This window comes from Pseudonocardia sp. DSM 110487, from assembly GCF_019468565.1.
Lineage (GTDB): Bacteria > Actinomycetota > Actinomycetes > Mycobacteriales > Pseudonocardiaceae > Pseudonocardia.
The window spans coordinates 5,180,048-5,198,665 of record NZ_CP080521.1; the positions used below are offsets into that span (position 1 = coordinate 5,180,048).

An 18,618-nucleotide genomic window follows, 5' to 3' on the forward strand; every position below is an offset into this window, starting at 1 on the left:
GTAGCCACTTCACACAAGGCCGGCCTTGTGTGAAGTCCGTACCAGGTGTGTGAAGTCGCCTGTTGGCGGCGAGACACCCGCGCGCCGGGGCGCTAGAGGTTGATCATGTGCCCGGTCAGGCCGTGGAACGCCTCCTGCAGGCCCTCGGACAGCGTGGGGTGGGCGTGCACGTTGCGGGCGAGCTCGTGGGCGGTGAGGTCCCACTTCTGGGCCAGGGTGAGCTCGGGCAGCAGCTCGGTGACCTCGGGACCGATGAGGTGGCCGCCGAGCAGCTCACCGTACGTCTCGTCGGCCACCAGCTTGACGAACCCACCCGGCTCGCCGAGGCCCTGCGCCTTGCCGTTGGCGGTGAAGGGGAACTGGGCGACGGTGACCTTCCAGCCCTTCTCGTCGGCCAGCTCACGGGCCTGTGCCTCGGTGTAGCCGAAGCTCGCGACCTGGGGGTTGCAGAAGGTGGCCCGCGGCATCATCACGTACTCGAGGGGCATGGTCTCGGCACCGGCGATCGTCTCCGCCGCCACAACGCCCTGCGCCTCGCCGACGTGGGCGAGCATCAGCTTGGCCGTGACGTCACCGATCGCGTAGATGTTCGGCACGTTGGTGCGCATGTGGTCGTCGATGGCGATCGCGCCGCGATCGGTGAGCTGCACGCCGGTGTTCTCGAGGCCGTAGCCCTTCACGCGGGGGGTGAACCCGATGGCCTGCAGCACCTTGTCGGCGTACAGCTCGCGGGTCTGCCCGTCCTTGCCGGTGACGGTGACGGTGACCTGGTCGCCCGAGTCGTCGATCGACTCGACGCGCGTGGAGGTGAGCACCTGCACGCCCAGCTTGCGGTAGCGCTTGGCGAGCTCCTTGGACACGTCGATGTCCTCGAGCGGGAGCAGCCGGTCCAGGAACTCGACGATCGTGACCTCGACGCCGTAGTTGCGCAGGACGTAGGCGAACTCGACGCCGATCGCGCCCGCCCCGGCGATGATGATGCTGCGCGGGAGATCCCGCGTGAGGATCTGCTCCTCGTAGGTCACCACGCGCTCGGAGAGTGACGTGCCGGGCAGCAGCTTGGTCTCCGCCCCGGCGGCGATGATCGCGTTGTCGAACGTGATCCGCTCGCTGCTGCCGTCGCTGCGCTTCACCTCGATCGTGTTGGCGTCGACGAACGAGCCCCACCCGTCCACCTCGGTGATCTTGTTCTTCTTCATGAGGTAGTGCACGCCCTTGACCCGGCCGTCGGCCACGGTGCGGCTGCGGTCGAAGGCGGCGCCGAAGTCGACCGAGATGTCGCCGGAGATGCCGAACGTCTTCGCCTCGGCCGTGACGATGTGGGCGAGCTCGGCGTTGCGCAGGAGCGCCTTCGACGGGATGCAGCCGACGTTCAGGCACACCCCGCCCCAGTACTTCTCCTCCACCACCGCGACGCTGCGGCCGAGCTGGGCCGCGCGGATCGCCGCCACATACCCACCCGGACCCGCTCCGAGGACCACGACATCGACGTGAGTTGCCATGGGAACGACTCTAGGAGTCCGAAGTTCCCGTGCGCTTACCGGACGGCCACCGCGACGAACTGGGTGACCTGTGTCTCGGAGAAGTTGTCGTCGCTGACCAGCACCAGCGTTCGGGAGCCGTCGGGGCGGTCGGGGCCCCACGCCATTCCCTCGATGTTGTCGACCGACGCGAGCGGGAGATCCGCCAGGTCGAGGAGCAGCCGCTTGGTGACGGGGGTGGCGCCGCTGACCTGCTGCCCGCCCGCGATGTCGGTGGCACCTGCCGTGTCCACCTCGTAGAGACGGATCTTGTTCCCGACGCCCGTCACGAACGACCGTTCGACGACCAGGTAGTGGGCTGGGTCGGCGTCGTCGACGGCGAGCACGGCGGTCACGCCGCTGTTCGCGAACCCGTCCGCGGGCACCGGGTCGGCGAAGATCGGCTCCTGCGGGTAGACGAACTCGGAGACGATCTCACCGGCCCTGGTCTGCAGCACGATCCGGGACAGGGCGCCGACCGTGCGGGTCGGCAGCGGGCCGTCTTGCAGCAGCGGACCTTCCAGCGCGGTGACGACGAGGTTGCCGCGGTCGGCGAGGGTCAGGCCTTCCGGACCCTGGTTCTGCCGGATGCCGCGATCGCCCGCATCCGCCCGTTGCTCCGGCGGCACCGCCAGCTCGGCGCCGACGCGTCCGTCGCGCTGTGCGAATCGGACGCCGGGGTCGATCAGCGTGGGTGCCGTGCCGTCGCCCGGCACGAGGCGCTCGCCCTCCTGGCTCCAGATGAGCTGGTGGGTGGCCGGGTCGACGCGGATGTCCTCCGGGTCGACGGTGGTGCCGTCGCCGCCTTCCAGCGGCGGGTACGGAGTGCCGTCGGGGCGCAGGAACGGGGTGGTGCCGGTGAGTTCGACGGCCGAGAGCGCCGCGTCCGGGCCGTCGAACCGCAGGTTCGCCGTGTAGAACCGGGCAGGCTGCAGCGACGAGCGGTCGTCGCTGACGATGACCCAGCTCTCGCTCTCCGGATCGCGGTCCAGACCCGAGAACCCACCGACGGTGGTGCCGCCGTACTGCGTGCCGGGCGGTATGCGGTGTTCACCGAGGAAGGCGCCGACCTCGAGCGTCGTCGAGGCCGGTGGCGCCTCGGGCGGGGATGCGGTGGGCCCGCACGCGGCAACCGTCAGGACGAGAGCCGGCGTTGCCATGGCGGCGAGCAGGCGGGGGACGGCCGGGCGGCGACGAAACGACATGGGCCGCATCCCACCCGGACGGGACGACCGAAAGGTGACACCGAGGTGACCGGACGGCGACCCGCACACAGCGACGGGGCCGCTATTCGCCCGTCGCCGCCTCGGAGCCGGAATCGTCTGCCGCCGGCCACACCGGTTCGTTCGACAGGTGCGCGACGAGGGTGTCACTGACGTCACGCAGGGCCGCCACCTGCTCAGGGGAGAGCGCGTCGAACAGGCCCCGCCGCACGGCCTCGACGTGCCCGGGAGCGGCCGCCTCAAGGCCTGCCATGCCCGATTCGGTGAGCTCGGCGAGCTGGCCGCGCTTGTCGTGCTCGCACGGCCGCCGCCGTACCCAGCCGGACTCCTCCAGCCGGGCCACCGCGTGCGAGATGCGGCTGCGGGAGGACAGCGAGGTACTGGCGAGCTCGCTCATCCGCAGCGTGCGCTCTGGCGCCTCGGACAGCCGCACGAGGATCTCGTAGTAGGTGTGCGGAATGCTGGAGTCCTGCTGCAGCTGCCGCTCGATGCCGTCGAAGAGCAGCCGCTGGGCGGTCAGGAAGCTGCGCCACGTGTGCTGCTCGTGCTCGTCGAGCCATCGCGTGTCGGACACCACACCTCCGGAATAGTTGAACGCTCATGCGCCTTACGCTAGTGTCCCTCTCAACAAGTGAGAGTTCAACTAACCCTGGGAGCTCCGATGACCAGCGCAACCACCACCTCGATCCCGGGCTACCTCGCGGGAACCTGGGACATCGACACGAGCCACTCCGATGTCTCCTTCACGGTCCGCCACATGATGGTGAGCAAGGTACGCGGCCGTTTCGGCGCGTTCTCCGGCGAGATCGTCACCGGCGAGAACCTGGCCGACTCCTCCGTCGTCGCGACGATCGACGCCACCTCGATCGACACGAACAACGAGCAGCGCGACGGGCACATCCGCTCGGCCGACTTCTTCGACGTCGAGAACCACCCGGAGTGGACCTTCCGCTCCACGGGCGTGCGCGCCAGCGGCGATGACCTCGTGGTCGACGGCGAGCTGACGATCAAGGGCGTGACCAAGCCGGTGTCCCTGGCACTCGAGGTCAACGGCTTCGGTCCGGACGCATGGGGCGGCACCCGCGCCGGGTTCTCCGCCTCCACCACGATCGACCGCAACGACTTCGGCGTCGACATCAAGATGCCGCTCGACGGCGGCGGCGTGGTCCTGAGCGACAAGGTGCAGATCCACCTCGAGATCGAGGGCGTGCTCCGCCAGGCGTGAGCCACCCGTGAACTACGGCCCGGCCCATTCCCGTGGGGCCGGGCCGTTCCGCATTCAGGTCGCGTCCAGCCAGCGCGCCTGCTCCGGCAACTCGGGCCGCGTCAGCGCGGGATCGGTGAGCGCCGCGACGAACGCCGTCGCGATGGGCGAGAGCGGGCGCGCGGCGGCCCGCACGACCGCCATCGTCCGGTGGGCGGCCGGCTCGTCCAGCACGACGTGGCGCACCCCGGCGAACCTCATCAGCGGGAGGACGAGGCCGGGCACCACCGAGACGCCGAGGTCGGCCGCCACCAGGCCCGCGACCGCGGCGATGTTGCGGGCCGCCACCACCTGCCGCGGCGTGACGCCCGCCGCGGCGAGGGAGGCATCGACGTGCTGGCGGATGCTCGTGGTGCGGTCGAAGGCGATGAACGCCTCCCCGGCGAGCTCGCTCCACGAGAGCACGTCCCGGCCGGCGAACCGATGCGCGGGTGGCACCACGCAGCAGAACCGGTCGGTGGCCACCGGCGTGACCGTGAGGCCGTCCAGGGGGTCGGGCGTCTGCGACACCACCGTGACCGCCAGGTCGACGAGGCCGCCGCGGACCCGTTCGAGGACCTCGTCCGACAGCGCGTCCTCGATCGAGAGCTCCACCTGCGGGTGCTCGGCCCGGAACGCCGAGACCACCCCGGGCAGCAGGATCGCGGCGAGCGAGGGCAGCGTCGCGATGCGCACCCGCCCCGTTCGCCCCGCGAGGTAGCCCTCGACGTGGCGCATCTCGGCGTCCACCGCATCGACCGCGCGCCGGGCCGCGGCCACGATCTCCCGACCGGCCGGGGTCGGCTCCAACCGCCGGGTGGTCCGTTCGAAGAGCGGCGCGCCCAGCCGCCGCTCCACCTCGGCCACCGTCCGGCTGAGCGAGGACTGCGCCACCAGTAGCTGCTCGGCCGCCGCCGTGAAGCTGCCGGCCTCGTGCACCGCGACCACCACGCGCAACTGCTGGAGCGTCAGATTCGTGCTCACAGTTATGACTTTAGGGCATGAATCTATCGGAAATTGGTGTTTGACCTGCATTGCTCCTGTCGCGGAGGGTGACCGGAACTCGACGCCGGAGGTCAACGATGCTCGCCGCGACCGGTTTCCTGACGATCGCCGCCTTCCTGGTGGCCGTGCTGTCCCAACGTGTGTCGGTGTTCGTCGCGCTCACCGTGCTGCCGATCCTCGCGGCCATCGTGGTCGGCGCGGGAGGCCGGCTCGGTGAGCTGATCCTCGGCGGGTTCGAGACCGTGGCCCCGGTCGCGATCATGATCACGTTCGCGGTGCTCTACTTCTGCCTGATGGTCGACGCCGGGCTCTTCGACCCGGCGGTGCGCCGCGTGGTGCGCTGGGCGGGCGGCGACCCACTGAAGATCACCGTGGGGACGGCGGTGCTCACGCTCCTCGTCGCGCTCGACGGGGACGGCGCGTCCACCTTCCTGATCATGGTGTCCGCCATGCTGCCGATCTACCGACGGCTCGGCATGCGCCCGCTCGTGCTCACCGCGGTGATCTGCCTCGCCGCCGGCGTGATGAACATGATCCCGTGGGGCGGGCCAACCGCACGCGCGATGGCCGCCCTCGACCTGACCAGCGGCGACGTCTTCGTGCCGGTGCTGCCCGCGATGGGCGCCGGCATCGTGTGGGTGCTGGTGGCGGCCGTGCTGATCGGGCGCGCCGAACGCAAGCGGATCGGGACGGTCACCGAGCCCGGCGCCGCCGTACCCGCCGATGCGCCGGGCGCGGCTCACGCGCCCGCGGAGGCGCCGGTCGACCGCATCCGGTTCTGGCTCAACGTCGCGCTCACCCTCGCGCTCGTGGTGGTCCTGCTGGCCCAGCTGGCCGAGCTGCCCGTCGTGTTCGTCGTCGCGTTCGTGCTGGCGCTGCTGGTGAACCGGCCCGGCTGGGAGGCCCAGAAGGACCTGTTCACCCGGCACGGCCACAGCGTGGTGCTCGTCACCACGATGATCTTCGCCGCCGGGGTGTTCACCGGCGTGCTCGGCGGCACCGGGATGATCGAGGCGATGGCCAGGGCGGTCGTCGGTCTCGTGCCCGAGGGCGCAGGCGGCGCACTCCCGACGCTCGTGGCCGTGACCAGCATGCCGCTGAGCCTCGTGTTCACGCCGGACGCGTACTACTTCGGCGTGCTCCCGGTGCTCGCCGAGACCTCGGCCGCGCTCGGCGGCGACCCGGCCGAGGTCGCTCGAGCCGCGATCCTGGGCCAGATGACCACGGGCTTCCCGCTCAGCCCGCTCACCGCATCGACGTTCATCCTGGTCGGGATGGCCGGGGTGCAGCTGGGCGCCCACCAGCGGTTCGTGTTCGGCTGGGCGTTCGGCACCACGCTCGTCATGACGGCGGTCGCGCTCGCCACCGGGGCGATCGTATGAGGACCGTCCGGATCGGAGCAGGCGCCGGGTTCGCGGGCGACCGGCTCGAACCCGCCGTCGAGCTGGCCGAGCGGGCCGGGCTCGCCGACATCGTGCTGGAGTGCCTCGCCGAGCGCACGATCGCGCTCGGGCAGCAACGTCGCCTCGCCGACCCCGCCGCGGGCTACGACCCGCGGCTCGTCGCCCGGTTCGAACGGCTGCTGCCGGTGGCTCTCGCGCGCGGCGTGCGGGTGATCACGAACATGGGTGCGGCCAACCCGCTGCGCGCAGGCGAGGTCACCAGGGACCTGCTGGCCCGGCTGGGCTCGACCGCGCGCATCGCCGTCGTGACCGGCGACGACGTCCTCGACCGGCTCGATCTCGACACCCCCGCACTCGAGGACGGGCGGCCGCTGGTCGCCCACGGCGAGGTGGTCGCCGCGAACGCGTACCTGGGGGCCGACGCCGTGCTGCCCGCGCTCGAGGCGGGGGCCCACGTCGTCGTCACGGGGCGGGTGGCCGACCCCTCGCTGTTCCTCGCGCCCCTCGCCCACCGCCTCGACCGCGACCTCGCCGACCCGGGCTTCGCGGCGGCCGGCACGCTCGTCGGGCACCTGCTCGAATGCGCGGGCCAGCTCACCGGCGGATACTTCGCCGACCCTGGCGTCAAGGACGTGCCGGGCCTCGCCGACCTCGGCTTCCCGTACGCGGACGTCGCGGCGGACGGCACCGCCGAGTACGCCAAGCTGCCCGGCACCGGCGGTGTGCTCGACCGGGCCACGGTGCGGGAGCAGCTGCTCTACGAGATCACCGATCCCACCGGCTACCGCACCCCCGACGTCGTACTCGACCTGCGCGGCGTGACCGCCGTGCAGGTGGGGCCGGATCGGGTGCGGGTGGCGGGCGCGCTGGGGCGGCCGCGCCCGGACCAGCTCAAGGTGAGCGTGGGCTACCGGGCGGGGCACAAGGTCGAGGCCGAGATCTCCTACTCCGGCCCGCGGGCCGACCGGCGCGCCGCGCTCGCCGCCGACGTCCTCGCCGCACGGCTCACAGGCCTGCCGGTGCGCCCGCGGATCGACGTGCTCGGCGTCGCACCCCCGGACGGCGACGAGCACGCGGAGTGCCGGGTGCGGGTGGCGGCGCTGGCAACCGAGAGGTCCGTGCTCGACGTCATCGGGCACGAGGTCGAGGCCCTCTACACCAACGGACCGTCGGGAGGCGGTGGCGTGCGCGTGTTCACCGGGGAGGTCATCGGGGTGGTGTCCACGCTCGTCCCGCGGGCGGCGGTCGCGCCGACCGTCACGATCGTGGAGGCCTCGGATGCCCGTCCGGCTGCATGAGCTCGCCCACTGCCGGGCGGGCGACAAGGGCAACGTCGCCACCCTCTCGGTGATCCCCTACTCCGACGGGGACTACCCGCTACTCGTCCGCGAGCTCACCGCGGAGCGGGTGCGCGCTCACCTCGCCGGCCACGTGGGCGGGCAGGTGCGCCGTTACGAGCTCCCGCTGCTGCAGGCACTGCAGTTCGTCTGCACCGAGGTCCACGACGGCGGCGTGACGACGTCGCTGGCCCTCGACACGCACGGGAAGTCGCTGAGCTCGCGGCTGCTCGCGCTGGAGCTGCCGGAGGGGTGAGAGCGTGCCCAGCCGATGTCGGGGGGTGGAGCTACCGTTGATGACGTGGGCTACCGGGAGATCCCGCCACCCCGTCAGCTGCGGGGTGAGATCGAGTGCGCGTGGACGGCCGGGGTCGCCGCCGGTTCCCCCGCTGAGTCCGTGCACGTGCTGCCGGACGGGTGCATGGACCTGGTCTGGACGGGGCAGGAGCTCCTCGTCGCCGGGCCCGACACCGGGCCGCAACCGGCTCGCCGGCAGCCCGGCGTCCTGAGTGCCGGCCTGCGCTTCGCCCCCGGCCGGCTCCCGGCACTGCTCGGGATCCCGGCGGCTGAGGTACGCGACCAGCGGGTGCCGCTTGCCGACCTGCAGCCCGCCCTCGCGCGGCGAGCGCTCGCCCGCCTCGAACAGGGCGAGCGTCCCCTTCCGGTACTCCTCGGCCTCACGCTCGCGCTGCCGGGCGACCCGGCCGAGCTCGCTGTCCGCACGGTCGCGGCGCAGCTGGCCGACGGCGCATCCGCCAGGGCCACGGCCGACCGGCTCGGCTGGACCGAGCGCTCCCTGCACCGCCGCTGCCTCACCGCCTTCGGGTACGGGCCCGCGGTGCTGCGCCGAGTGCTGCGTTTTCGGCGGGCCGCACTCCTGCTCTACGACGGCGTCCCGATCGCGGAGGCCGCCGCCGTCGCCGGCTACGCCGACCAGCCGCACCTGTCCCGGGAGATGCGGGCGCTGGCCGGCGTCGCCCCGAGCCAGATCTACGGCGGTCAGCGATCCAACGGCGCGTAGAGGTCCACGCCGTTGCCGTCCGGGTCGTTCATGCTGGCGTAGCGCTGCCCCCACGGAGCGTCGAACGGCTCCAGCTCACCGTGGTGGCCTGCGGCGGTCAGCTTCGCGTACATCGCGTCCACCGCGGCCGCGTCCGGGAGCGACACGGCGAGGCCGATCCGCCCGGCACCGACGGCAGGGCTCCACGACGGGTGGAACGAGCGCACCGTCTCCTCGGTGTCGAACATCAGCCGCATGCCGCCGCCGAGCTGCACTTCGACGTGCGGCTCGTTCTCGGCGCCGTCGGGCACGGCGAGCCCGAGCGCGCGGTAGAAGGCCAGTGACTTCGCCAGGTCGGCCGCGACGATGCCGATGGCGTCCAGCTTCGCTTCGATCGTCATGGGCGAGACGCTAGGCGCGGTGCCGGCGTCGGGTCGTGAACGAATCGGACAGGTGCGTGCCGGGGGTGTGGCCGTACGCGCGGCGGAAGACGTCGATGAACGCGCTGGTGGACGACCAGCCGCAGGCGTGGGCCACGGTCGTGACCTGGGAACCGTCGGCGAGCATGCGCAGCGCGTTGTAGAGGCGCAGCTGGGTGCGCCACTGCGGGAAGGTCATCCCGAGCTCGGCGCGGAACAGGCGCGTGAGCGTGCGCTCGCTGACCCCGGCGTCGGCGGCGAGGGCGGCGAGCGTGCGGGCGTCGGCGGGATCGCGGCGAAGGGCCGCGCACACGGCCGCAAGCCGCGGGTCGGTGGGCTCTGGAAGGTGGACCGGTCGCTGCGGGGACGCGTGCAGCTCGTCGAGCAGTACGGCACGGAGCCTGCGGCGCTCGGGGCCGTCGTCGTGCGGGGCCCCGGTGTACGCGCGGATCAGCTCGCGCAGGAGCGGGCTCACCACCAGCACGGTGGGGCGGTCCAGGCCGAGCGGGTTGGTGGCCGCCGGCAGGCCCAGCATGTGGAGCTCGAGATCGCCGTATGCGCGGTGGGCGTGCACGGTGCCGGCCGGGACCCAGATCGCGCGGGTTCCGGGGGCGAACCAGGTGCCGGCGTCGGTGGTGATCGCCAGGACACCGGAGCCCGCGTAGAGGATCTGGTGGTCGTCGTGCCGGTGTGGGTCGATGCTCTCGCCGCTGGCAAGGGGCTGCTGCCGGGTCGGCGCCACCGGGTCGTGGCGGATGTTCGGCATGTGTCGGCACTTTATCGGAAGCGGGACACGCCACGTCGCGGCGACGATCGAGGCGTGACCCGACAGCTCGTCAACCGCACCGGACCGATCGCCCTCATGGCCGCCGGGCACGCCTGTGTCGACGTCTACCAGGGTGCCGTGGCCGCCCTGGTGCCGTTCTTCGTGTCCGAACGCGCCTACACCTACGCCGCGGCGGCAGGCCTCGTCCTCGCCGCGTCTCTGCTGTCGTCGGTGGTGCAGCCCGTGTTCGGCGCGCTCACCGACAGGTGGCCGATGCCGTGGCTGCTGCCGGTGAGCACACTCCTCGGCGGCGTCGGTGTCGCCTTATGCGGCGTCACCGACTCCTACGCCATGACGCTGGCGCTCGTGGCGCTGTCCGGTATCGGGGTCGCGGCCTACCACCCCGAGTCCGCCCGCGTGGCGCGCGCCGCGAGCGGTGGGAGCCACACCGCGATGAGCTGGTTCTCACTCGGCGGCAACCTCGGCTTCGCGTTCGCACCGCTCATGGTCGCCGGGGTCGTCGCGCTCGGCGGCCTCGCCGCGTCGCCGCTGTTGATCCTGCCGGCCGTGGTGGGCAGCGTGCTCTGCGTGGCGGCGGTGCGGGCGATCCCGGCGCCCCGGCCCACCGCCGGCCACGCCGCCTCCGCGGCTGGCTCCGACGACTGGGCGTCGTTCGGCAGGCTCTCCGGCTCGATCGTCTGCCGCTCGATCGTCTTCGTCGGGCTGAGCGCGTTCATCTCCCTCTACGCCGCGGAGCGCACCGGCGGTGGCGCCGCCGCGGGCACCGCCGCGCTGTTCGTGCTGTACCTCGGCGGCGCCGTCGGCACCGTGCTCGGCGGGACGCTGGCCAACCGGTTCGGCCGCGTCACGGTGGTGCGCTGGTCGGGCGCCCTCGGCGTGCTCGCCGTCGCGGGCGTGGTGTTCGTCCCCGGCCCGCTCCTGCTCGTCTGCGTGGCCCTGACCTCGGCCTGCCTGTACGTCCCGTTCTCGCTCAGCATCACGCTGGGCCAGGACTACCTGCCCCGTCGCGTCGGTACCGCGAGCGGCGTCACCCTCGGCCTCACCGTCAGCGTCGGCGGCATCGCGAGCCCGCTCATCGGTGCGGCCGCCGACCACACGTCCCTGCAGGTGGCACTCGCACCGCTGATCGCGCTCCCGGGCGTGAGCTGGCTGCTGCTGCGGACGTTGCGAGAACCGTGATCAGGGGGGCCTGGGGGCCATCCCGGATGGCGCGGTGCGTCCGTCGCGGCACGCTTCGGGGGTGATCTCACGTGATCTCGGATCCGACCGCAGGACCCGGCTGCTCGTCGGCGGCGGCGCTGCCATCGGCACGGCGGCGGTGCTGGGTGCCGTCGTGCGTGACCGGTGGTCCCCCCTCGACACGTGGTTCGTGCGCGAGTTCCGGCCGCCGGTGGCCGCGCCGGTCGTCGAGGCGGCCGCCGGGGTGGGGATGCTGCTCGCGGTGGCCGGTCTCCTCCTCGCCGTCGCCGCGGCGTTGCGCCGGCCCGCCGTTCGGGCAGGGCTCTGGCGCCACGGCATCCTGCTCGTCGCCTGCGCCGCCGTCGCCGGCACGCAGGTGCTCTTCCAGCGGCCCGGCCCACCGGGCGCTGGGCAGGACTGGACCTACCCGAGTGGGCACGCCGCCGTCATCACCGCCGTCGCGGTCACCGCGGTGGTCCTGTGCCGCCGGTCGGCGCCGACGTGGGGGCGAGCCGTGCTGGTGGCCGAGGTGCTCGCCGTGGCCGTCGCGACGGCGAGCCGGGTGGTGCTCGGCGAGCACTTCCCGACCGACGTCGTGGGCGCGGTGGCCGCGGTCGTCGGCGTCGGGCTCGTCGTGACGGCGTTGATCGACACCGCGTTGATCGACACACGCGAACGGCCCGCCGATCCGGTGTGATCGGTGGGCCGCTTCGCGATGAGGGCTACAGGTACTGGCCGGTGTTCGACGCGGTGTCGATCGCGCGGCCCGTCTCGGCGTTCTTGCCGGTGACGAGGGTGCGGATGTAGACGATCCGCTCCCCCTTCTTGCCGGAGATACGCGCCCAGTCGTCGGGGTTGGTGGTGTTGGGGAGGTCCTCGTTCTCGGCGAACTCGTCGACGATCGCGTCCAGCAGGTGCTGCACGCGCAGCCCCGGCTGGCCGGTCTCGAGCACCGACTTGATCGCGGCCTTCTTCGACCGGTCGACGATGTTCTGGATCATCGCGCCCGAGTTGAAGTCCTTGAAGTACAGGGTCTCCTTGTCACCGTTGGCGTAGGTGACCTCGAGGAACCGGTTCTCCTCCGTCTCGTCGTACATCCGCTCGGTGACTCGCTGGATCATCGCGTCGATGCACGCCTTGCGGTTGCCGCCGAACTCCGCCATGTCGTCGGCGTGGATCGGCAACGTGTCGGTGAGGTACTTGGAGAAGATGTCCTGCGCCGCCTCGGCGTCCGGCCGCTCGATCTTGATCTTCACGTCGAGCCGGCCCGGCCGCAGGATCGCGGGGTCGATCATGTCCTCGCGGTTGGAGGCGCCGATGACGATGACGTTCTCCAGGCCCTCGACACCGTCGATCTCCGCAAGCAGCTGCGGCACGATCGTGGTCTCGACGTCGGAGGACACGCCCGAACCGCGGGTGCGGAAGATCGAGTCCATCTCGTCGAAGAACACGATCACCGGGGTGCCGGCCGAGGCCTTCTCCCTGGCCCGCTGGAAGATCAGGCGGATGTGCCGCTCGGTCTCGCCGACGAACTTGTTGAGCAGCTCGGGGCCCTTGATGTTGAGGAAGAACGCGCGGCCGTCCTCGGGGTTGTCGCCGCGGACGGCGGCCACCTTCTTGGCCAGCGAGTTGGCCACCGCCTTGGCGATGAGCGTCTTGCCGCAGCCGGGAGGGCCGTAGAGCAGGACACCCTTCGGTGGGCGCAGCTCGTACTCCTTGAACAGCTCGGCGTGCAGGAACGGCAGCTCCACGGCGTCGCGGATCTGCTCGATCTGCCGGAACAGGCCGCCGATGTCCTCGTACTCGACGTCGGGCACCTCCTCCAGCACGAGGTCCTCGACCTCGGCCTTCGGCACCCGCTCGTAGGCGTAGCCGGCCTTGGTGTCGACCAGGAGGGAGTCTCCGGGCTTGAGCGCGACGCCGTCAGGGTCGTCCGGGCCGGGGAACAGCGGCGCGGCGAGCCACACCACGCGCTCCTCGTCGGCGTGCCCGATCACCAACGCCCGGCCGGCGAGGCCGTCCTCGGTGGGCTCGGACAGCACCTCGCGCAGCCCGCAGACCTCCCCGATGCGCTCGTAGTCGCCCGCCTCGACGACGGTGAGCGCCTCGTTGAGCCGCACGGTCTGGCCGCTGCTCAGGTCAGCGGTGTCGACCGCGGGGGACACGGCGACGCGCATCCGCCGCCCGGACGTGAACACGTCGACCGTCTCGTCTGGGTAACGAGAGAGGAAGACGCCATAGCCGCTCGGTGGCTGCGCCAGCCGGTCGACCTCCTCACGGAGCGCCACGAGCTGGCCGCGGGCCTCCTTGAGGGTCTCGGTGAGCTTCTCGTTGCGGGCCGAGAGCTGCGCGAGCCGGCTTGCCGACTCCGCCAGGCGCTGCTCGAGGACACGTGCGTGCCGCGGGGACTCGGTGAGCTTGCGGCGGAGCAGAGCGACTTCCTCTTCGAGGAACCGGATCTGCGCGGCGGCCTCACTGGGGCTGAGTTCGCCACGATCACCTGGTTCGCGCCTGCCGGGACCGTCGTAGGGGTTCACGGCATCCTCCCTCCGTGTTCCGTTTCCATACGGTACCTGCCAATGGGCGGTTCCCACCTTGCGGCGAACCGGTGATCCACCACTCCACCGGACGGCACCTTGACGCCAGGCGATCGTCCTGATCCGGTTACCAGCGGGCCGTACCCCGTTAAGCCGGTCGAGGTCATCGCTCGTCCGCGCTGACGCTCGGACAGCACTTCGCGAGCGCTGCGTCGATTTTCGCTCGCTGACGCTCGCTCATCGACTGGTCGGTCTGCGCTGCGGGCGGGGCGGAACGACACCCTCCGCGAGACGGCGCGCCGTCACGAGGAACGCCGTGTGACCCTGCATGCGGTGTTCCGGACGTACGGCGAGGCCCACGACGTGCCACGGGCGCATGAGCGTCTCCCACGCCTGCGGCTCCGTCCAGCACTGCTGGGAGCGCAGGTCCTCCACGAGCCGGGACAGCTGGGTGGTGGTCGCGACGTAGCCCACGAGGACACCGCCGGGCACGAGCGCCTTCGCGACGGTGTCCAGGTGCTCCCATGGAGCGAGCATGTCCAGGACCACGCGATCGAAACACTCGGCGAGCGGCTGCTCGGCGAGCGCGGCGAGATCAGCGACGCGCAGGCTCCAGTGCTCCGGGAGCTCGCCGAAGAACTGCCGCACGTTGCGTTCGGCGTGCTCGGCGTGGTCGGCGCGGACCTCGTAGGACACGACCCGGCCTTCCGGCCCGACCGCCTGCAGCAACGAGCACGCGAGTGCCCCCGACCCCGCGCCCGCCTCCAGCACGCGGGCCCCCGGGAACACATCGCCCCACATCAGGATCTGCGCGGCGTCCTTCGGGTAGATCACCTGAGCCCCGCGCGGCATCGACAGCACGTAGTCCGCCAGCCGCGGCCGCAGCGCCAGGTAGGGCGTGCCGACCGGCGAGACGATCAGGCTGCCCTCCGGCTTGCCGATCAGGTCGTCGTGGGCGAGTCCGCCGCGGTGCGTGTGGTACTCGGCGCCCGCCTGCAACGTGATCGAGTAGTGCCGGCCCTTCGGGTCGGTGAGCTGCACCCGGTCCCCCGCACGGAACGGGCCGCCGCGGGCGGGCAGGTCGATCTCGGCGGGTCGGGGCTCGGGCACGAGGCGTAACGCTAACGGTCCCGGTCGGACGGCCCGCACGGCGGTCGGCGGCCGCGGCGCCGCCTCTTCCGTGTTGCAAAACGGACATTCGGCATGTTTTGGCCCACTTGGGCCGATCGGGTGATCGGGCGAGCCGGATTACTCCATCCGATCGAGGACCGTCTCCGCGTCGGCCTCCGCGGCCGGCTCCGGCCAGCCGGGATACTCGGGCGGAGTGCCGTCCCATGCGGGGCAGAACGCCTTGTGGCTGCACCAGTCGCACATGCGGGTGCGGTTGGGGCGGAAGTCGCCCGTCTCCCCCGCCGTGCGGATGGCCGCCCAGATGGCCTCGAGAGTGCGCTCGAAGCGGCGCAGCTCGGGCTCGTCGGGCTCGTAGGTGAGGTACTCGCCGTCGGACAGGTAGAGCAGCCGCAGCTGGGTGGGCACCACACCGCGCTCCTGCAGGAGCGCGAGCGCGTAGAACTTCATCTGGAACATCGCCGCGACCTCGCCCGCCTCACCGGGCGCCGAGCCTGTCTTGTAATCGATCACCCGAATCTCACCCGATGGAGTGATGTCGAGGCGGTCGATGTAGCCGCGCAACAACAGGCCAGAGCCCAGCTCCGTCTCGACCAGCAGTTCACGGGCGGCGGGCTCGAGCCGGCGCGGGTCCTCGAGCCGGAAGTACGCATCGAGCAGCCCGCCCGCGGACTCCAGCCACACCGGCAGCTCGGGGTCGTCCGCGCCCTCGAACAGCTGCCCGACCAGCTCGGGCAGCTCGGCGCACAGCTCCTCCCAGACCGGCCCGACGAGCCCGCGGGCGCCTTCGGGAGACCGTTGCGCCGCGGGCAGGTCGTAGAGCCGCTCCAGCACCGCGTGCACCAGCGTGCCGCGCACCTGGGCGCGGGAGGGCTGCTCGGGCAGCCGGTCGATGGCGCGGAAGCGGTACAGCAGCGGGCACTGCTTGAAGTCACCGGCCCGCGAGGGCGACAGCGCAGGGCGGCGCCGCGGGGCCAGTTCGACCGCGGGCGCGCCTGCGGTTTCCATGCCCGCGGTGTCCGTCACGCTCCGTAGAGTAGGCGAGACCCCTGACACTCCCGGGCGGCGCGGCCGGCACGGAAGCGGCTGCTCTAGGTTGAACCCGGTGAAGACGATCCGCACCGCGGTGGCCGCCGCCGCGCTGGTCGCCGCCCTCGCCGGGTGCGGCAACCCGGTCGCCGGGATGCCTGCCGCGCAACCAGCCCCTCCTCCGGCCCCGACGACGCCTCCGCCCGACCCGGCCGCCGACCGGCAGGCGATCGAGACCGTGTTCCACGACTACTACCGCGCCCTCCGCGCACGGGACTTCACCGCGGCGTGCGGCTACAACGCACCGGAGACGACCAGCAGGCTGCTGGCCGACCTCGGCGCCCGCGGCGTCGACGCCAACACCTGCGAAGAAGGCATGACCGCGGTCTACGCGATCCCGGAGAACGCGCGGATCGTGGAGCAGGTCGGGCAGAACGCCACGATCGACGACGTCACGGTGAACGGCAACGAGGCCACCCTCAACTGGACCTCCAAGGTGAACGGCAGGAGTGGGCAGGGCGCCACCCACCTGCGTCGGGTCGACGGCCGGTGGTTGCTGTCCGGCACGGGCACCGCGACGGGCATCAACTCGCGCGCCGGCACATGAGCGAGTTTGCGAGCGAATCAACGGCACAGCACCCGCGCCCAGCGACGCCGGCCGAGCTCGAGCCGTTCTACCTGCCGCTCGACGGGCCCGACAGCGCCCGCTTCCAGGCCACGTCGTCGACGACGGGGCCGTGGTTCGCCGACGCCCAGCACGTGGGGCCGCCGTCGGCACTGCTGGTCAGGGCCCTCGAGCGGCTGCCCGACGGGCCTGCCGTGCAGCTCACCCGCATCACCGTCGAGGTGCTCGGGCCGGTTCCGGCGGGCGAGGTGCAGGTGTCCGCCGCGGTGGAGCGCCCTGGCCGGTCGATCGAACTGGTAGCGGCGGAGATGACCGCGGCCGGCCGCCCGGTGCTGCGTGCCCGTGGCTGGCGGGTCGCCGCGGGCGACACGACGGCCGTGGCCGTCGGCGGGACGGAGACCATGCCGCCGCCCGAGCAGGGCACGTTGCAGACGAGCTGGAGCGAAGGATGGCTCCCCGGCTTCATCGATGCCGTCGAGTGGCGTTGGGTGGCAGGCGGGCCGCCGGGTGCGGGCCCGGGAACGGCGTGGCTCCGGCAGCGGGTGCCGCTGGTGGCGGGCGAGAAACCCACCTCCGTGCAGCGGCTCATGGTGGCGGCCGACTGCGCGAACGGCGTCGGCGCGCCGCTGGACCTGCGTGACTGGCTCTTCGTCAACACTGAGCTCACCGTCCACCTGCACCGCCAGCCGGTGGGCGAGTGGATCGGGGTCGACGCCACCACGGTGGTGGGCCCCGCCGGTGCCGGCACGGTGTCGGCACTCCTGTACGACGAGGACGGCCACACCGCCCGCGGCGCGCAGGCCCTGATCGTGCGCCCGCGCCGTCCGGTGGTCGAGTAGGGCCGCCGCTCGCCGGCCTGTGGCCTAGCTCGGGTACGGCTGGATCGCAGCCCCGTCGACGGCGCGGCAGGAGCGGATCTCGGAGGTGAGGATCGCGCGCACGCCCAAATCGGCGAGGTCGTCCATCACCTTGTTGGCCACGGTGCGGCGCACCATCGACCGCACCGCCGACCAGCCGGGCTCGGTGAGCGGGGAAACCGTTGGTGCCTGCATGCCGGGCGTGATCCGCTTCGCCTGCTCGAGCACGCGGTCGGGGCAGTCGTAGTCGAGCATCAGGTACTGCCGCGCGTAGACGACACCCTGCAAGCGGCCGGTGAACACGACCTTGGCCGCCTTGGTCTCGGCCGTCTCGGGGCGGTCGGGGCGCGGCTCGCGCTCGATCAGGGTGGCCTGCGAGACCGCGATAGCGTCGTCGAAGGCGACGAGGCCGTGCTGGCGCAGTGTGCGGCCGGAGGACACGACGTCGGCGATGGCGTCGGCAAGGCCCAGCTGCACGGAGATCTCGACGGCACCGTCGAGCTTGATGATGTCGGCGCGGACGCGGTTGCGCGCGAGGTGGGCGCGGACCAGGCGGGGGTAGGAGGTGGCGATCTTCTTGCCCTCGAGGTGCTTGATCGTCCACTCCTCCCCGGTCTCGGTGAGCGGAGGTGCGGCGAAGCGGAACTTGGAGGCCCCGAAGCCCAGCTCGATGACGCGCTTGACCTGGCTGCCCGACTCCTCCATGAGGTCGGCGCCCGTGATGCCGAGGTGCAGGTCGCCGGAGCCGACGTAGGTGGCGATGTCCTTGGGGCGCAGGTAGAAGAACTCGACCTCGTTGTCCTCGTCCAGCATGCTGAGGTCGCGCGAGTCCGTGCGCTGCCGGTACCCCGCTTCTCGCATCATGGTCGCGGCGGGCTCGGCCAGCGTTCCCTTGTTCGGGAGTGCGACGCGGAGCATGGGGCTCTCCTCAAAAGCTACGTGCAGTGCCGTTCACAAATGCAGTGCCGTGCAAGATGCACTGTGGTTCAGAGATGCACAGGGGTTCAAAGGTACTTGTAGACGTCCTCGAGCGTGATCTTGCGCCCGATCATGAGGACCTGGATCCGGTAGAGCAACTGGGAGACCTCCTCGGCCAGCGCGTCGTCGGCCTCGTGCTCGGCCGCGAGCCAGACTTCCCCGGCCTCCTCGAGGACCTTCTTGCCCTGCTCGTGGACCCCGGCGTCGAGCGCGGCGACCGTGCCCGAGCCCTCTGGCCTGGTGGCGGCGCGCTCGAGCAGCTCGGCGTACAGCCCGTCGAAGGTCTTCACGTGCCCTTCTCCTCTCCTGGTCAGTGTCATATCTTCCTCGAGAGCGACGCGAACGGGA

20 protein-coding genes are annotated in these 18,618 nt (G+C 71.8%); 9 read left to right on the forward strand and 11 right to left on the reverse strand.

Annotated elements, in window-relative coordinates:
• Positions 1-92 precede the first annotated feature (92 nt).
• The 3 genes from lpdA to K1T35_RS24245 all read right to left on the reverse strand — a co-directional run bounded on the left by lpdA (position 93) and on the right by K1T35_RS24245 (position 3,317).
• The gene (lpdA, locus tag K1T35_RS24235; RefSeq protein ID WP_220253992.1) at positions 93-1,502 is read right to left on the reverse strand and encodes a dihydrolipoyl dehydrogenase; all 1,410 of its coding nucleotides are present in this window, start codon (positions 1,500-1,502) and stop codon (positions 93-95) included.
• Between the two features lie 35 nt (positions 1,503-1,537).
• A complete protein-coding gene (locus K1T35_RS24240) occupies positions 1,538-2,725 on the reverse strand; it encodes an esterase-like activity of phytase family protein (protein ID WP_255620650.1) in 1,188 nt (395 codons plus the stop codon).
• Positions 2,726-2,807: 82 nt separating this feature from the next.
• A complete protein-coding gene (locus tag K1T35_RS24245) occupies positions 2,808-3,317 on the reverse strand; it encodes a MarR family winged helix-turn-helix transcriptional regulator (RefSeq protein ID WP_220253993.1) in 510 nt (169 codons plus the stop codon).
• 87 nt (positions 3,318-3,404) lie between these two features.
• Here K1T35_RS24245 and K1T35_RS24250 point away from each other — a divergent pair, with 87 nt between their 5' ends.
• Positions 3,405-3,968, forward strand: coding sequence for a YceI family protein (locus K1T35_RS24250; protein ID WP_220253994.1), 564 nt, complete (start codon positions 3,405-3,407; stop codon positions 3,966-3,968).
• A 54-nt stretch (positions 3,969-4,022) separates the two neighbouring features.
• On the opposite strand, the gene K1T35_RS24255 is transcribed toward K1T35_RS24250, so the two are convergent.
• A complete protein-coding gene (locus K1T35_RS24255; RefSeq protein WP_220253995.1) occupies positions 4,023-4,970 on the reverse strand; it encodes a LysR family transcriptional regulator in 948 nt (315 codons plus the stop codon).
• Positions 4,971-5,068: 98 nt separating this feature from the next.
• On the opposite strand from K1T35_RS24255, the gene K1T35_RS24260 reads away from it, so the two are divergent.
• From K1T35_RS24260 to K1T35_RS24275, 4 genes are read left to right on the forward strand one after another with little or no spacing between them, the layout of a single operon-like run.
• Positions 5,069-6,373: a CitMHS family transporter gene (locus K1T35_RS24260; RefSeq protein ID WP_220253996.1), complete on the forward strand. Its 1,305-nt coding sequence runs from the start codon at positions 5,069-5,071 to the stop codon at positions 6,371-6,373.
• Complete coding sequence (locus K1T35_RS24265) at positions 6,370-7,692, forward strand: acyclic terpene utilization AtuA family protein (protein ID WP_220253997.1); 1,323 nt, start codon at positions 6,370-6,372, stop codon at positions 7,690-7,692. Before K1T35_RS24260 ends, K1T35_RS24265 begins: the two co-directional genes overlap by 4 nt.
• The gene (locus tag K1T35_RS24270) at positions 7,673-7,987 is read left to right on the forward strand and encodes a hypothetical protein (RefSeq protein WP_220253998.1); all 315 of its coding nucleotides are present in this window, start codon (positions 7,673-7,675) and stop codon (positions 7,985-7,987) included. Before K1T35_RS24265 ends, K1T35_RS24270 begins: the two co-directional genes overlap by 20 nt.
• A 45-nt stretch (positions 7,988-8,032) precedes the next feature.
• The gene (locus K1T35_RS24275) at positions 8,033-8,752 is read left to right on the forward strand and encodes a DUF6597 domain-containing transcriptional factor (protein ID WP_255620651.1); all 720 of its coding nucleotides are present in this window, start codon (positions 8,033-8,035) and stop codon (positions 8,750-8,752) included.
• On the opposite strand, the gene K1T35_RS24280 is transcribed toward K1T35_RS24275, so the two are convergent.
• Together K1T35_RS24280 and K1T35_RS24285 are read right to left on the reverse strand one after the other, a co-directional pair.
• On the reverse strand, positions 8,731-9,132 hold the full coding sequence (locus tag K1T35_RS24280; RefSeq protein WP_220254000.1) for a VOC family protein: 402 nt from the start codon (positions 9,130-9,132) through the stop codon (positions 8,731-8,733). The two genes, K1T35_RS24275 and K1T35_RS24280, sit on opposite strands and share 22 nt — an antisense overlap.
• A 10-nt stretch (positions 9,133-9,142) precedes the next feature.
• On the reverse strand, positions 9,143-9,916 hold the full coding sequence (locus K1T35_RS24285; protein WP_220254001.1) for a helix-turn-helix transcriptional regulator: 774 nt from the start codon (positions 9,914-9,916) through the stop codon (positions 9,143-9,145).
• 96 nt (positions 9,917-10,012) lie between these two features.
• On the opposite strand from K1T35_RS24285, the gene K1T35_RS24290 reads away from it, so the two are divergent.
• Both K1T35_RS24290 and K1T35_RS24295 read left to right on the forward strand, forming a co-directional pair.
• Positions 10,013-11,116 carry an MFS transporter gene (locus K1T35_RS24290; protein WP_220262815.1) on the forward strand — a complete coding sequence of 368 codons (1,104 nt, stop codon included), beginning with the start codon at positions 10,013-10,015 and terminating at the stop codon, positions 11,114-11,116.
• Between the two features lie 61 nt (positions 11,117-11,177).
• Positions 11,178-11,813, forward strand: coding sequence for a phosphatase PAP2 family protein (locus K1T35_RS24295; protein ID WP_220254002.1), 636 nt, complete (start codon positions 11,178-11,180; stop codon positions 11,811-11,813).
• A 25-nt stretch (positions 11,814-11,838) separates the two neighbouring features.
• Here the strand turns inward: K1T35_RS24295 and arc are convergent, their stop codons facing one another.
• The 3 genes from arc to K1T35_RS24310 form a co-directional block, all read right to left on the reverse strand.
• On the reverse strand, positions 11,839-13,653 hold the full coding sequence (gene arc, locus K1T35_RS24300; RefSeq protein WP_220254003.1) for a proteasome ATPase: 1,815 nt from the start codon (positions 13,651-13,653) through the stop codon (positions 11,839-11,841).
• 237 nt (positions 13,654-13,890) lie between these two features.
• Complete coding sequence (locus K1T35_RS24305; RefSeq protein WP_304940828.1) at positions 13,891-14,763, reverse strand: tRNA (adenine-N1)-methyltransferase; 873 nt, start codon at positions 14,761-14,763, stop codon at positions 13,891-13,893.
• 138 nt (positions 14,764-14,901) lie between these two features.
• Positions 14,902-15,789 (reverse strand): RecB family exonuclease, encoded by an 888-nt coding sequence (locus K1T35_RS24310; RefSeq protein WP_220262817.1) that lies wholly within the window; start codon positions 15,787-15,789, stop codon positions 14,902-14,904.
• Between the two features lie 97 nt (positions 15,790-15,886).
• Between K1T35_RS24310 and K1T35_RS24315 the strand changes: the two genes are divergently transcribed.
• Together K1T35_RS24315 and K1T35_RS24320 are read left to right on the forward strand one after the other, a co-directional pair.
• Positions 15,887-16,417 (forward strand): hypothetical protein, encoded by a 531-nt coding sequence (locus K1T35_RS24315; RefSeq protein WP_220254004.1) that lies wholly within the window; start codon positions 15,887-15,889, stop codon positions 16,415-16,417.
• Complete coding sequence (locus K1T35_RS24320) at positions 16,414-17,274, forward strand: thioesterase family protein (protein WP_220254005.1); 861 nt, start codon at positions 16,414-16,416, stop codon at positions 17,272-17,274. The genes K1T35_RS24315 and K1T35_RS24320 overlap by 4 nt, the downstream gene beginning before the upstream one ends.
• A gap of 24 nt (positions 17,275-17,298) precedes the next feature.
• Here K1T35_RS24320 and hisG read toward each other — a convergent pair whose 3' ends face one another.
• Together hisG and K1T35_RS24330 are read right to left on the reverse strand one after the other, a co-directional pair.
• Positions 17,299-18,210, reverse strand: a complete 912-nt coding sequence (gene hisG, locus K1T35_RS24325; RefSeq protein ID WP_220254006.1) for an ATP phosphoribosyltransferase — start codon at positions 18,208-18,210, stop codon at positions 17,299-17,301.
• 86 nt (positions 18,211-18,296) lie between these two features.
• The gene (locus K1T35_RS24330) at positions 18,297-18,560 is read right to left on the reverse strand and encodes a phosphoribosyl-ATP diphosphatase (RefSeq protein ID WP_220254007.1); all 264 of its coding nucleotides are present in this window, start codon (positions 18,558-18,560) and stop codon (positions 18,297-18,299) included.
• Positions 18,561-18,618 lie beyond the last annotated feature (58 nt).